General features: G+C 63.0%; 11 protein-coding genes. 1 reads left to right on the top strand and 10 read right to left on the bottom strand.

Annotated features, from left to right (window positions below):
* Positions 1-86: 86 nt before the first annotated feature.
* The 10 genes from LB551_RS11345 to LB551_RS11300 form a co-directional block, all read right to left on the bottom strand.
* Positions 87-1,637: a cation:proton antiporter gene (locus LB551_RS11345; protein WP_140549586.1), complete on the bottom strand. Its 1,551-nt coding sequence runs from the start codon at positions 1,635-1,637 to the stop codon at positions 87-89.
* 128 nt (positions 1,638-1,765) lie between these two features.
* Entirely contained in the window at positions 1,766-2,830 is a 1,065-nt protein-coding gene (locus tag LB551_RS11340) for an ABC transporter ATP-binding protein (RefSeq protein WP_224623978.1), read from the bottom strand.
* A 16-nt stretch (positions 2,831-2,846) separates the two neighbouring features.
* On the bottom strand, positions 2,847-3,638 hold the full coding sequence (locus LB551_RS11335) for an ABC transporter permease (RefSeq protein ID WP_140549584.1): 792 nt from the start codon (positions 3,636-3,638) through the stop codon (positions 2,847-2,849).
* On the bottom strand, positions 3,635-4,549 hold the full coding sequence (locus LB551_RS11330) for an ABC transporter permease (protein WP_140496302.1): 915 nt from the start codon (positions 4,547-4,549) through the stop codon (positions 3,635-3,637). The genes LB551_RS11335 and LB551_RS11330 overlap by 4 nt, the downstream gene beginning before the upstream one ends.
* A 64-nt stretch (positions 4,550-4,613) precedes the next feature.
* A complete protein-coding gene (locus tag LB551_RS11325) occupies positions 4,614-5,720 on the bottom strand; it encodes an ABC transporter substrate-binding protein (RefSeq protein ID WP_140522419.1) in 1,107 nt (368 codons plus the stop codon).
* A gap of 240 nt (positions 5,721-5,960) precedes the next feature.
* Positions 5,961-7,133: an iron-containing alcohol dehydrogenase gene (locus LB551_RS11320; RefSeq protein WP_140549582.1), complete on the bottom strand. Its 1,173-nt coding sequence runs from the start codon at positions 7,131-7,133 to the stop codon at positions 5,961-5,963.
* A gap of 17 nt (positions 7,134-7,150) precedes the next feature.
* The gene (locus LB551_RS11315; protein ID WP_224659207.1) at positions 7,151-8,539 is read right to left on the bottom strand and encodes an aldehyde dehydrogenase family protein; all 1,389 of its coding nucleotides are present in this window, start codon (positions 8,537-8,539) and stop codon (positions 7,151-7,153) included.
* 178 nt (positions 8,540-8,717) lie between these two features.
* Positions 8,718-10,088 (bottom strand): glutamine synthetase family protein, encoded by a 1,371-nt coding sequence (locus LB551_RS11310; RefSeq protein WP_224659206.1) that lies wholly within the window; start codon positions 10,086-10,088, stop codon positions 8,718-8,720.
* Positions 10,089-10,185: 97 nt separating this feature from the next.
* A complete protein-coding gene (locus LB551_RS11305; protein ID WP_224623985.1) occupies positions 10,186-11,742 on the bottom strand; it encodes an amino acid permease in 1,557 nt (518 codons plus the stop codon).
* Positions 11,743-11,761: 19 nt separating this feature from the next.
* Positions 11,762-12,580: an N-formylglutamate amidohydrolase gene (locus tag LB551_RS11300; protein WP_224659205.1), complete on the bottom strand. Its 819-nt coding sequence runs from the start codon at positions 12,578-12,580 to the stop codon at positions 11,762-11,764.
* 144 nt (positions 12,581-12,724) lie between these two features.
* On the opposite strand from LB551_RS11300, the gene LB551_RS11295 reads away from it, so the two are divergent.
* The gene (locus LB551_RS11295) at positions 12,725-13,549 is read left to right on the top strand and encodes a MurR/RpiR family transcriptional regulator (RefSeq protein ID WP_140549578.1); all 825 of its coding nucleotides are present in this window, start codon (positions 12,725-12,727) and stop codon (positions 13,547-13,549) included.
* Positions 13,550-13,774 lie beyond the last annotated feature (225 nt).

Below are 13,774 nucleotides of genomic sequence, written 5' to 3'. Positions count from 1 at the left end.
GATGGCAGTAGCGTTTCGACGGCGACCTTGCAATGGACCGCCACGGCGGCCCGGCTGGGCCACGACGCAAAAGCCACTCGCCTCGCCTATGTCGTCAGCGGCTGGAACCGTCCCGCCGGGGAAGCCGCCAGTTCCGACCAGTCGATCTCTTCCTCCAGGCGGTGATAGGCCTCGTCCCCGATCGTCCCGTTGCGGCGAAGTTCTTCCAGCGCGTCGCGCTGGCGCTTGATGGCATAGAGCCGCAGCCGGTCGTACTCGGTTGCTGCCTGGGCATCGTCGGGGTTCTTGGCGATCTTGCGCTGGGCGGCATACTGCTCGCGCACCGCCGCCGCCGCGGTCGAGGTCTTGCCGCTCAATATGTCGAGGGCCGCTTGCATGATGGCGACACGCGCCTGCGCGACCTCGCGGTCTATGGTCTCGTCCGGTTCGAGACGAAGCAGGCGCAGCAACGGCTTCAGGCTCATGCCTTGCAGGACAAGCGTGCCCAGCACCACGCAAAAGGCGGTGAGCACGATGGGATCACGGCCGGGAAAGTCCGCCGGCAATGCGAAGGCAGCCGCGAGCGTCACCAGGCCGCGCATGCCGCACCAGCCGATCAGCACCCCGCCGCGAAACGACGGCACCTCTTGCCGCTGCTCCGCGTTGCCGAAGCGGGCAAGCCATCGGATCACGGCGCCGCAGCCCAGCACCCAGGCAAGGCGGGAAACGATGACGACGGCCAGGACAGTCCCTGCAAACAGGAACGCCTCGGACTGTCCCTGCTCGGCCAGGCGACCGACGATCAGCCGCGCCTGCAGGCCCATCAGCACGAAAGCCAGCACGTTGAGCACGAACACCGCCGTCTCCCAGACGGAATAGGAGCTGACGCGCTTTCTGGCCGACATGCGGCGCGGTGCGGTGCGCGCGATGGTCATGGCATAGACCACGATGGTGATGATGGCCGAAAGCCCCAGCCTGTCAGCCAGGATCCAGACGCCGAACGTCCCGGCGAACTGGACGACGGTGCCGCTCGCCGCATCCTCGATACGGCCAAGCATCGCCTGGGACAGCCGGCCGAGCAGATAGCCCGCGGCCAGGCTGCCGATGGTCGACAGCAGGACCATCGGAACGGCACTGCCCAAAAGAACTGGACCGGCGGCGGCAGTGATCGCGATGCGGTAGATCAAAAGCGCGGTGGCGTCATTGAGCAGGCTTTCGCCCTGAAGGATGGCCGTGATGTGGTGCGGCACCTTGAACTGCCCGAGCACGGCGCTCGCGGCAACCGCGTCCGGCGGCGCCACGATGGCGCCGAGGGCTATGGCGGCGGCGATCGGCAGGCCGGCCATTTTCCAGCCGACCAGTGCTACGACGGCGGTCGTGAAAACGACCGCGCCAAGCGCCAGCAGCACAAGCGGCAGTCTGTAGCGGTTAAGATCGCGCAGCGATGTGTCGTAGGCCGCGTCGAGCAGCACCGGCGCAATGAACAGCGCAAGCGCCAGTTCCGGATCGATCTCGATCGTCGGCGCGCCGGGCAGGAAGCCAAGGCCGGCGCCCGCAAGCGCCAGCAAGGCGGGGTAAGGAACCTGCAGGCGCCGCGACAGCGCCGTTAGCGCAACGGCGATCAGCAGGAGGACAAGGGTGAGCTCAAATAGCGCCATGGCTCATCGTAGCGGCGAAGCGGAGCTCTTGGCAGTGGCAAAGCGGCAGGATGCTGTTGATTGTCCAATAGGAGTGCATCGTCCGGCAACTGGACCGGTGACCGGATCGGCTGGGCGCTGCGGCCGCGTCAGTGCAGCACCAGCAGGTCGCCCGACGAGAAGGAAATCTCCGCCTTCTCGCCAACGGCCGGCGGTGGCGTCGTCGAACTGTTGAACGTGTCGAGTGAGACGGTGTTGCCGCCGATGCCGACCCGGACCCGGATCACCGAGCCGAGAAAGTGCACTTCGGAGATCTCACCGGACAGGCTTGAATCGCGACCGGGCTGGCGGCCGAGCGAAATGGCTTCCGGCCGCAGCGCCAATGACAGCGTATCGCCGGACTTCGAGCCGTTGAGCTTGCCCTTGAGCGAAACTTCCTCGGTGTTGACACGGACCTTGCCCAACGCGGCGTCGGTGACGGTGCCTTCCAGCACGTTCAGCGTGCCGACGAAATTGGCGACGAACTTGGTTGCCGGCCGGTTGTAGATCTCGAAGGGCGTGCCGACCTGCTCGGCCTTGCCGCCATACATCACCGCGATGCGGTCGGAGATCGACAGCGCCTCTTCCTGGTCATGGGTGACGAAGATGGTGGTGATGCCGAGCTTCTTCTGGATCGAGCGGATTTCCTCGCGCAGCGAGACGCGCACCTTGGCATCAAGCGCCGACAGCGGCTCGTCGAGCAGCAAGAGCTTCGGCTTCGGTGCGATCGCGCGGGCCAGCGCGATGCGCTGCTGCTGGCCGCCCGAGAGCTGATAAGGATAGCGGTCGGCCATCTGCGGCAGCTTGATGATGCCGAGCATTTCGGCGACACGGGCGTCGATATCCGCCCTGGACAGGCCGGCGACTTTCAGTCCGAAGCCGATGTTCTGCGCCACGGTCAGGTTCGGGAACAGCGCATAGGCCTGGAACACCATGCCGACATTGCGCTGGTTCGGCTTCAGCCTGGTGATGTCCTTGCTGCCGACGACGATCTTGCCGGCCGACGGCTCCTCGAAGCCGGCGACCATGCGCAGCACCGTCGTCTTGCCGCAGCCTGACGGGCCGAGGAAAGAGACGAACTCGCCCGGTTCCACGTCGAGATTGAAATCCTCGACAACGGTGGTGGCGCCGAAGGATTTTCGCACATGCTGGATGGAGAGGAATGGCTCGGCCATGGCTTTTTCTTTCGGGTCAGTTCGGACGATTAGCCGATTTCGGCGCGAAGCGCGACAGGATCTGGATCAGCGACATGCAGCCCCAGGTGATGACGAAGGCGATGATGGCAAGGGCCGCGGGCTCATAGGCGCGGTTGGCCCCGACATTCTGCAGGTACGGGCCGAAAGCCGGCCGGTTCAGCAGGCTCGCCATCGTGAACTCGCCGATGACGATGGCGAATGTCAGGAAGGCGCCGGACAACACCGCAATCAGCACATTTGGAAGGATGACGCGGGTGATGATCGTGCCCCAGCCGGCCCCGAGGATCTGGGCCGCTTCCGTCAACGTCCGCACATCGATGGTTCTGAGCCCCGTATCGACGGCACGATACATATAGGGCAGCGCCAGGGTCGCATAGCCGATGACCAGCAAGGCGTTGGTTCCCATATCGGATCCGAGGAACGGCAAGGGTGAATTCGAGCCATACATCCTGATATAGCCGAAAACGATGACGATGGCCGGGATGACCAACGGCAAAAGCGTGATGAACTCGACGACCGGCCTGAGCTGCGGCAGCCGCAATCGGATCCAATAGGCTGCCGGCACCACGATCAGCACACCCAGAATGATGGTGAAGATGGCGGCGACCACCGAATACAGGAAGGTCGCCTGGAAACGCGCGTCGCCGAGCACGATCCGGTAGGCGTCGAAGGAATAGGCGCCGCGCCGCATGCGCATCGAAAATTCCACCGTCGCGATCAACGGGATGAAGAAATAGGCCGCGCCGAGGATGAAGACCACCCAGGCCCAGAATTTGCCCGACTTCATTTCAGCCACCTCTCGGAACGGGTCCGGAACCAGATGTAGAAGACATTGGCCAGGCCGGTGATGACGATCATGCCGAAGGCGATCGCGTAGCCGAGATGGGCATTGTGCAGCACGTCGCCGCGGATTTGCGCGTAGAGCAGGATCGGCACGATGTTGAGCGACGAGCCGGTCAGCGCATAGGCGGTGGCGATCGCCCCGAAGGCGTTGGCGAAAAGCAGGATCACGGTGCCGAGAAAGCTCGGCCAGATCACCGGGATGACCACGATGCGCCAATATTGCGCGGTGGTCGCGCCAAGCGTGGCGGCTGCTTCACCCCATTCCTTCTTCAAACCGTCGATCGCCGGCGTGATGATAACCACCATCAGCGGAATCTGGAAATAGACATAGGTCAGCGTCAGGCCCCAGAAGGACAGGATGTTGAAGCCGTGGGCGTAGATGTTGAGGCCGAACACGGTGTTCAGGATCACCGTGGCAAGACCGAGCCGGCCGAGCGTGGCCAGGAAGGCGAAGGCCAGCGGCACGCCGGCGAAATTGGAGGCCACGCCGGAAAAGGTCAGGGTCGCCGAGCGTATCCAGTCCGGCAGCCCGCCGCGCACGATGGCGATGGCGATCGCCAGGCCCGCGAAAGCGCCGATCAGCGCCGAGGCCAGGCTTACCTTGATCGATATCCAGTAAGCGGCAACGATCGACGGCTGCGCCAGCGCCACGATGTTCTCGAGCGTGAACTCGCCGGCATCATTCTGGAACGCGCCCAGCATCAGATAGAGCGTGGGCAAAATCAGGAACATGATGGCGAAGATGAAGAACGGTGCGACGCCGAGCCATTGCGTCGGCAATCGCAACGCGCGTGCCTCCGCGGGCGGCGCGGTCTTGCCCGCGGCATCGTGATTGGAAAGCGAGAGATCGGTCATGCGCCGGCTACCCTCTTCGAGGGGAAAACCGGGCGGCGCGAGGCCGCCCGGTTGATTTCAACTGTTACTTGACGTTGGCACCGACAACGGAATCCCAGTTCTTGGTGACGGCTTCCTTGGCCTTGCCCTGCTCGTCCAGCGTCGGGAACACCGCCGAAGCATAGGCTTCCGCCGGCGGCAGCTTGGCCAGCACATCCGCCGGGATCTTGCCGTTCTTCGCGAGATCGTTGAAGCGGATCGGGTGGCAATAGCCCTTGAGCCAGCCGATCTGGCCTTCGTCGGAATAGAGATATTCCATCCAGAGCTTGGCTGCGTTCGGATGCGGCGCATAGGCGCTGATCGCCTGCACGTAGACGCCGGCGACGACGCCGGTCTTCGGCACGACGACGTCGACCGGCGGGTTGCCTTTCAGCGTGTCACGGCCGGCGAGCGCATTGTAATCCCAGTTGATCAGGATCGGAGTCTGGCCCTGGGCGAGTGTCGCCGGCTTGCCGATGACCGGTACGAAATTGCCGGCGGCATTGAGCTTCTTGAAGAAGTCGAGGCCGGCGGTGCCCGCGGCTTCGCCAGCGGCGGCTCCACTCGAAAGGCCAGCGGCATAGACCGCCTGGATGGCCTGGTTCGAAGCGCGCGGATCACCCGCGAGAGCCACCGAATTGGCGAATTCCGGCTTCAGCAGATCGGCCCAGTCCTTCGGCGATTCCTTGACCAGATCCTTGTTCACCATCATCGCCAGAACGCCGTAATAGTCGCCGTACCAGGCGCCGTCGGCATCCTTGGCGCTGTCGGGGATCGAGTCCCAGGTCGACACCTTGTAGGGCATCAGCAGGCCGTCGGCCTTGGCGGTCGGGCCGAAGGACAGGCCGACGTCGATGACGTCGGGCGCCTGCGGGCCCTTATTGTCCTTATTGGCCTTGATCGCCTCGACCTCGTCGCCCGAACCGGCGTCGGGGTTGAGCTCGTTGATGGTGATTTCCGGATATTTCGCCTTGAACCCGGCGATGACGTCGCCGTAACCGCACCAGTCATGCGGCAAAGCGATGGTGGTGAGCTGGCCTTCCGCCTTCGCGGCCTTGACGAGATCGTCCAGCGGAGCCGCGGACGAAATCACCGTCGACGCAAACAGCGCCGCGGCCGAAAGGGAAAGCACTTTCCCCGTGAATTTGAACATGTGTTCTCTCCGTTGAACTGACGCCGTTGGGCGCCTGCGATGCGGTATCGTTTTCGTGTGACAGCCAGATGAAAGCTTTATGAAACCCCACCGCTGGCAGCACGAAAGTTAACTCCTTTTAACCGACTGTAGCAATTAGCCATCACTTAATTTTCCGGCTAATTAGTTTTTGCCTTGCATCTCACCCTTTCCCCTTGGTTGCCCCTGATTTTCCAGATCAATTTTACCCTTAAAGCGGTATCACACCGTGCCGGCGATTGCATTTTCGAGCAGCGTCAGCGCTGCTTTCTTGGTCAGCTTGACCGGGTTGCCGCCGGCTGTCGGATCGACCACCGCCATATCGGCGATCAAGCCCTTGCGCTTCTTGTCCATGTCGAGCCCCTTGATCAGGCCCGGCAGCGCATGCGGCACCTTCAATTCCTTGCGAAGCCTGATGACAGCCCTGGCGAAGCCGTCGAAGCCGCCCCTTATGCCGCAATAGGCGGCGAGCCGCGCGATGCGGTCCTCGATCGCCTCGCGGTTGAAGGCGAGCACATAGGGCATGAACACCGCATTGGTCATGCCGTGATGGGTGTCGTAGAGCGCCCCGATGGGATGCGACAGCGAATGGATCGCCCCCAGCCCCTTCTGGAAGGCTGCTGCGCCCATCGCCGCGGCGCTCATCATGTTGGCGCGGGCGACCAGATCCCTTCCGTTGGCATAGGCCTTCGGCAGGTTCTCGAAGACAAGTCTGATGCCTTCCACGGCGATGCCGTCGGCCATCGGATGATAGCCCGGCGCGCAATAAGCCTCGAGGCAATGGGCCAGCGCGTCCATGCCGGTGCCGGCGGTGATGAACCCCGGCATGCCAACCGACAGCTCCGGATCGGCAATGACGATCGCCGGCAGCAGCTTCGGATGGAAGATGACCTTCTTGGTGTGGGTCGCCTCATTGGTGATGACGCCGGCGCGGCCGACTTCGGAGCCGGTGCCGGCCGTGGTCGGCACCGCGATGATCGGCGCGATCGCGTCCGAGTTGGCGCGCGTCCACCAGTCGCCGATGTCCTCGAAATCCCAGACCGGCCGCGTCTGTCCCGCCTGGAAGGCGATCAGTTTGCCGAGGTCGAGCGCCGAGCCGCCGCCGAAGGCAATGACGCCGTCATGCTTGCCCTTTTTGAACACCGCGATGCCGGCGGTGAGATTGGAATCGACCGGGTTCGGCTTCACTTCGGAGAAGACCCCATAGGGCACTTTTACGTCATCGAGGATTTTCAGCGTCGAAGCCACGACCGGCAGTTTCGCCAGCCCCGGATCGGTGACGAAGAGCGGCCGCTTGATGCCGGTGGCGGCGAGCACCTCGGGCAATTCCTTGATGCGCCCGGCGCCGAAGCGGACGGTGGTGGGGTAGTTCCATTTGGAGATCAGCTTGGACATGTTTGTCTTTCAAAAAATCAGATGGCTTCGCGCAGGTGGAAGGATTTCGGCCGGGTCAGGTTGTCGTAGCCGATGGCTGACAAGCCGGCCCCCTTGCCGGTGTCCTTGACGCCGGTCCAGACCAGCGCCGGGTCGAGGTAGTCGCAGCGGTTCATGAACACGGTACCGGTCTCGACGCGGTCGCCGATCGCCACCGCATGCTCGGTGTCGCGCGTCCAGATCGAGGCGGTCAGGCCGTAGGGGCTGTCGTTCATTAGCGCGATCGCTTCCTCGTCGTTGCGCACCTTCATGATGCCGACGATCGGGCCAAAACTTTCCTCGCGCATGACGCTCATCTGGTGGTCGACGCCGGTCAGCACCTCCGGCGCCAGATAGGGCGAGCCGGCCTTGTCTTGAGCCACCTTCATGTTGATATGCGCCTTGGCGCCCTTGCGCAGCGCCTCGGCCTTCTGCTCGCGGATCAGGTCGGCGAAACGCGCCTGCGCCATCGGCCCCATCGTCGTCGCCTGTTCGAGCGGGTTGCCGACGACATAGTTCTTCGTCTCGGCGATGAAGCCTTCGACGAACGCGTCATAGACCTTTTCGTGCACGTAGACGCGCTCGATGCCGCAGCAGCATTGGCCGGAATTATAGAACGCGCCGTCGACGAGATTGGCGACGGCATGGTCCATCTTGGCGTCGGGCAGCACATAGGCCGGATCCTTGCCGCCAAGTTCCAACCCGAGCGTCATGAAGGTGCCCGCCGCCGCTTTCTCGATGGCGCGGCCGCCGGCGACCGAGCCGGTGAAATTGACGTGGTCGATCTTGCCCGAGCCGAGCAATCTTTCTGTCTGGGCGTGGTTCAGCACGATGTTCTGGAACACGCCCTTGGGCAGGCCTGCTCTGTCGAAAGCCTGTTGGAAACGCTCGCCGACCAGCAGCGTCTGCGCGGCATGCTTGAGGATGACGGTGTTGCCGGCCATAAGCGCCGGCACGATCGTGTTGACCGCGGTGAGGTAAGGGTAGTTCCAGGGCGCTATCACCATGACCACGCCGAGCGGATCCTTCTTCACATAGCGGCGGAACCCCTCCTTCGGATTGGAAGCCGGGACCGATTTCAGCGCCGCTTCGGCGATCTCGACCATATAGCTGGTGCGTTCCTTGACGCCGCCGAACTCGCCGCCATAGCGCACCGGACGCCCCATCTGCCAGGCAATCTCCGGCACGATCTCGTCCGTCATGGCGACCAAAGCTTCGAGCATCGCCAGCATGTACTTGCCGCGCTCGGCGATCGAAGTCTGCGCCCACTTTTCCTGCGCTGCCTTGGCGCGCTCGATGGCGGCATTGACCGCCTGGTCCGTCGCCACAAGCCGCTCGGCGTAGATCGAGCCATCGATGGGGGATTTGAGTTTGACCGTTTCGGTCATCGTTTAGGTCCTCGCATTGTAACAATCGAAAATCGTTTGGCTTGACGCTGCCCCTCATCCGCCTGCCGGCACCTTCTCCCCGTATAGTGTCGGGGAGAAGGAAAAGCTCAGGCGCTGGCGCCCCCTCTCTCCAATGGAGAGAGGTAATGGTGAGGGCGGTGCTGACGTCGCCGGCTGTCTAGTATCGCTCGAACCCTCTGTGCAGTTCCCAATCCGTAATGCGGCGGTCGTATTCGAACTGCTCCCATTTTGCCGTGTGGACATAATGTTCGAGCACGTCCTCGCCGAAGGCCTGCTTCAGCATCTTCGATTTGGCCAGCGTGTCGGTGGCGTCGCGCAGCGTCTTCGGGATCTCCGGCAGGCGCGATGCCTGATAGGCGTCCCCGACGAAGGGCTTCTGCAGCTCCAGCTTCTCGTCGATGCCGGCAAGGCCGGCGGCGATCAGCGCCGCGAAGGCGAGATAGGGGTTCAAGTCGGCGCCGCCGATGCGGCATTCCATTCGGATGCCCTTGGTGCCTTCGCCGCACAAGCGGAAGCCGGCGGTGCGGTTGTCTTCGCTCCACATGATCTTGGTTGGCGCGAACGTGCCGGCCTGGAAGCGCTTGTAGGAATTGATGTAGGGCGCCAGGAACCAGGTGAACTCCTTGGCGTATTTGAGTTGGCCCGCCGCCCATTGCTGGCCGAGGCTCGATAGCGTCCAGTCGGCCTGTCTGTCGAAGAAAAGCGGCGTGTTGCCGTCGGCGCTCCACAACGAATTGTGGATGTGGCTGGAATTGCCGGCGAGCCCGTAATTGTACTTGGCCATGAAGGAAATCGCCTTGCCTTCGGATTCGGCGATCTCCTTAGCGCCGTTCTTCAGGATGACATGGCGGTCGGCCATCTCGAGCGCCTCGGCATAGCGTACATTGATCTCTTCCTGGCCCGGGCCCCACTCGCCCTTCGAATTCTCGATCGGGATGCCTGCCGCTTCCATTTCGTTGCGAAGCCGTCGCATGACGCCTTCTTCCTTGGTGGTGATGCCGATCTGATAGTCGCCGATGTATGGCGAGGCGGTGTCGAGGCCCTGCCAGTGCTTCTTGCGCGCCGAATCGTACGTCTCGCTGAAGAGGTAGAATTCGAGCTCGGAGGCAAAATAGCCGATATAGCCGCGCTCCGTCAGCCGCTTGACCTGCTTCTTCAGGATGGCGCGCGGGGAATGCGGCAGGTCGTCATGGGTGTGGTGGTCGAGCACGTCGCAGATCACGAGCGCTGTCTTTTCCAGCCATGGAATGCGCCGCAGCGTCGCGAGGTCGGGCTTCATGACGAAATCGCCATAGCCCTTCGACCAGCTGGCCGCCTTATAGCCGGGCACCGGCTCCATATCGATGTCGGCGGCCAGCAGATAGTTGCAGCCATGCGTCTCGTCATGCGCCGAATCGACGAAGTACTGAGCCAGGAACCGTTTTCCCGCCAGCCGTCCCTGCATATCGACGATGCAGGCCAGCACGGTGTCGATCTCCCCACCGGAAACCGCTTTCTTCAACTGATCGAACGAGAAATTTCCGGCCATTCCTTTGGCGCTCCAGTGCTTGTCATTTGAGGCTGTCGATTTCGAAGGTCGAAACCGTGGCCGGCAAGGTGCCGGCCACGGCTGTGAGATGCTGGCCTCAGTGGCCGGTTTCGCCGACGGCCTGCTCAGCCGCCTTGATCGCCGCCTGGCGCGCCGCGATGATGTCGCCGAGCGGCGGGCCCTGGAAGCGGTTTCGCTCGAAGGCAAACCAGACGATCGCGGTCAGAATGAAGAAGCCGACGGTGATGTAGAGCGCCCAGTCGTTCGGCGGCTGGATGCCGATGACGAAGATCAGGATCATCGACACGATCGACAGGACCGCAAACAGCATGAACACGCCGCGCCCCATGTTCCACGGTCCCATCTTGTCCCACTTGGGCGTACCCCAGGCCAGCATCCCGAGCACGATCGGCACGGTGAAGGACAGGAACAGGAAGATGACGGTGCAGGAGACCACGATGGTGTAGGCCGAGGTGCCGGCGACCGAAACCAGCGTCGAACCCCAGACGAACAGCACCGACAGGATCGATGCCGTCCAGATCGCCGCCACCGGCGTGCGGTAGGTCGGGCTGACCTTGGCCAGTGCCGACGAACCCGGCAGGCCGCCGTCACGCGAGAAGGCGAAGATCATGCGCGACGCCGATGTGACGGTAGCGAGGCCGCACAGCAGCTGAGCGACGAACACGACGAGGTAGACGAACTCCTTGAGGCCAGGGCTGACGCGTTGGTCGAAGGCCCAGAAGAACACGTTCCAGCCTTGCTTGGCGGCATCGTCCATATTCGGGATCATCAGCACGAAGGCGGCCAGGAACAGATAGCCGAATACGGCCGACCAGATCACCGACATGACCATGGCGCGCGGCACCGAACTGGCCGCCTTGATGGTCTCCTCGGACGTATGCGCCGAGGCGTCGTAACCGGTGATGGTGTAGATCGGCAGCAGGAGGCCGAGCGCGAACACCCAGGCGTTCGAAACCGACGGCCAGACGCCGCCTCCGGCATCGCCGGAGTAGTTATGGAAGGTGAACAGCCGGCTGAAATCCCAGGTTTCGGCGGAGAGCAGGCAGACCACCGCGATCAGGATCGAGCCGAAGAAGATGAGGTAGCCCGAGAAGTCGGTGAGCTTGGCCGTCAGCTTGATGCCGAGATGGTTGATCAGCGCCTGGGCGCCGGTGATGATGACCAGAAAGATCATCTGGTTGGTCAGCGTGCCTTCGATGCCGAGCGCCGGTCCGAAGGCGCCGATGAAGAAGGTCCAGGTGCCGACATTGATGGCGCCGAGCACGGTGATCAGGCCGAGCAGGTTGAGCCAGGCCGTGACCCAGCCGGTGCCGCGGTTGCCCAGGATCGAGCCCCAATGATAGAGCCCGCCGGCCGTCGGGTAGGCCGAGCTGATCTGCGACATGGCGACGGCGAAAGTCAACGAGACGAAGCAGCCGACCAGCCAGCCTATGCCGATGCCGATGCCGCCGGCACCCGACGTTGCCTGCGCCAGCGAATTGATGCCGCCCGACAGGATGCAGATGATGGAGAAGGAAACGGCGAAATTCGAAAAGCGGCTGAGGCGCCGCTCCAGTTCCTGGGCGTAGCCCATGCTGTGGAGGACCTTGACGTCCTCCGCCTTGTCAACTTCGGTATATCCAGGTGCTGCCATTTTTAGTCCCCTTGCGTTCTCAGCTGGCCGATTGAACTGACTTTCCCACTGCGTGTTCCCTGGCGCCCCTGGTCTCCTCGGGCTCCAGATCCGAAAAGATGCCTGTGAGCAGATCCGCCCATTTCCGCTGCCCGGTTTCGCCGGAGATTTCATCGTTGCGGATTTCGATCATCGCGCAGGGCAGCCCGCGCGGGCGCGCATGGCGTTCCAGCGTAAAATAGACGCGGTCGGCCGGCGAATAGGGTTCGTTGACGCCGACGGTGATGCCGGCAAGCCGCCGCAGCGCCGATATCAGCGGCGCCGCCAGCCGGCGGTCGTCATCGTGAATGATGCCGATATGCCAGGGCCGGTCGCGGCCTTTGTAGACGGGCGTGAAGGAATGCACCGATACCAGCCGCGTCTCCTGGCCGCGCGCCAGCCTGTCTTCGACAACATGCTCGATGGCGCTATGGAACGGCTGCCATGACAGGGCGACCCGCGCCGCGCGCTGCTTTTCCGACAGACTGGTGTTGCCCGGTATGGCTGTGGTTTCGCTGACCGGCGGTACCAGGTCCGGCGCGTCAAGCGGCCGATTGCAGTCGATGACGAGACGCGAAATGCAGGTTTCGACCAGCGTCGCATCGAGCGCCTGCGCCATGCGCAGCGCAACCGGCAGCGCGCCGGGATCCCAGGCGATGTGACGCGACAGGTCCTCGGCGGTGAGACCGAGCGTTCCGAATTCGGCAGGCAAGAAATTGGAGGCGTGGTCGCAGGTGAGCACGAAGGGGCTCGATCCGCCCGGGTTGGTCACCCTTACGGCACCAGACGATGCAAGGCTGGCGGGCCGTGCTTTCTCCATAGTCTGCGGTCCCCGGGGAGCGCTGTATCGTATGTTACGTATTTTGCCTCATTGCGTCCCTATGGATGATTTCATACAGTTTGTCCGGCTTTGTCAAATGCGATTTGGGGAAAACACCGTCGGCCGGGCCATGGGTGGGAAAAGATGATTTCCAGTATTGCCGAATTGATCGCCGACCGCATCGGCATGATGCCGGCCGGCGAGCGGCGCGCGGCCCAGACACTGATAGCGAGCTATCCGATGATCGGCCTGAAGACTGTCGCCGAATTCTCGTCCGCGGCCGGCGTGTCCTCGCCCACGATCCTGCGTTTCGTCGCCAGGCTCGGCTTCCAGAACTATCCGGAGTTCCAGTCGAGCCTGCAGGACGAACTGGCGGCGCAATTGCAGTCCCCTGCGACCCGCACGCTCAATCCGCCCTTGCCCGGCGGCACGGCGTCGCCGATGCTGGAGGCAACGCTCGACAATATGCGCGAGACGTTCCGGCATCTGTCCGACAAGCAGCTTGCCGACATCGCGTCCCGCCTCGCCGAGCGTCGCGGCAAGACATTCCTGATCGGCGGCCGCTTCACCGACCCGCTGGCGCGCTACATGGCCGCCCACCTCGCCATCATCCAGCCTGACGTCATTCACCTCGCCGGCCAGGAAAGCATGTGGCGCGACAGGCTGATCGACATGGGCAAGCGCGACGTGCTGGTCATTTTCGACATCAGGCGCTACCAGGACAGCCTCATCCGTTTCGCCGAGAAGGCCCATCAGCGTGGCGTGCAGATCGTGCTGTTCACCGACCAGTGGCTGTCACCGATCGCCCGCTTCGCCCGCCACGTCATCGCCGGGCGAACCGCCGTGCCTTCGGCGTGGGACTCCTCGGCGGCGCTCTTCGTCGTCGCCGAAACGCTGATCGGTGCCGTCACAAGGCAACTCGAGGCCGACGGCGCCCGGCGCATCCGCGAGATGGAAGGCCTGCGTTGATGCAGCCCCGGATAAGTCTGAAACGATTTCGGCCCGAAACTGGCGTCGGGGCCGCATAGCCAGCGTTGTAATCTCGACAGTCCGGCTCGAAGCGAACTAAAAAATCAAAACGACACGAATACCGCCAACGTTACGCATATTTAATGTGCGTGGACACTGAAGAATTGTCATAAAGGCACGATATCGGGGGCTTGCTTCTTGCCTTAGAATAGCCCCGCTGCGTCT

The organism is Mesorhizobium sp. BR1-1-2, assembly GCF_020165435.1.
Taxonomy (GTDB): Bacteria; Pseudomonadota; Alphaproteobacteria; order Rhizobiales; family Rhizobiaceae; genus Mesorhizobium.
The sequence above is the reverse complement of the archived record's forward strand: the minus strand, read 5'-3'. Positions and strand labels throughout refer to the sequence as shown.

Bases quoted from the DNA above. Each gene is read 5' to 3' on its own strand.
- LB551_RS11295 (WP_140549578.1), top strand. From the start codon at position 12,725: ATGATTTCCAGTATTGCCGAATTGATCGCCGACCGCATCGGCATGATG.
- LB551_RS11325 (WP_140522419.1), bottom strand. From the start codon at position 5,720: ATGTTCAAATTCACGGGGAAAGTGCTTTCCCTTTCGGCCGCGGCGCTG.
- LB551_RS11315 (WP_224659207.1), bottom strand. From the start codon at position 8,539: ATGACCGAAACGGTCAAACTCAAATCCCCCATCGATGGCTCGATCTAC.
- LB551_RS11305 (WP_224623985.1), bottom strand. From the start codon at position 11,742: ATGGCAGCACCTGGATATACCGAAGTTGACAAGGCGGAGGACGTCAAG.
- LB551_RS11330 (WP_140496302.1), bottom strand. From the start codon at position 4,549: ATGACCGATCTCTCGCTTTCCAATCACGATGCCGCGGGCAAGACCGCG.
- LB551_RS11340 (WP_224623978.1), bottom strand. From the start codon at position 2,830: ATGGCCGAGCCATTCCTCTCCATCCAGCATGTGCGAAAATCCTTCGGC.
- LB551_RS11320 (WP_140549582.1), bottom strand. From the start codon at position 7,133: ATGTCCAAGCTGATCTCCAAATGGAACTACCCCACCACCGTCCGCTTC.
- LB551_RS11300 (WP_224659205.1), bottom strand. From the start codon at position 12,580: ATGGAGAAAGCACGGCCCGCCAGCCTTGCATCGTCTGGTGCCGTAAGG.
- LB551_RS11335 (WP_140549584.1), bottom strand. From the start codon at position 3,638: ATGAAGTCGGGCAAATTCTGGGCCTGGGTGGTCTTCATCCTCGGCGCG.
- LB551_RS11345 (WP_140549586.1), bottom strand. From the start codon at position 1,637: ATGGCGCTATTTGAGCTCACCCTTGTCCTCCTGCTGATCGCCGTTGCG.
- LB551_RS11310 (WP_224659206.1), bottom strand. From the start codon at position 10,088: ATGGCCGGAAATTTCTCGTTCGATCAGTTGAAGAAAGCGGTTTCCGGT.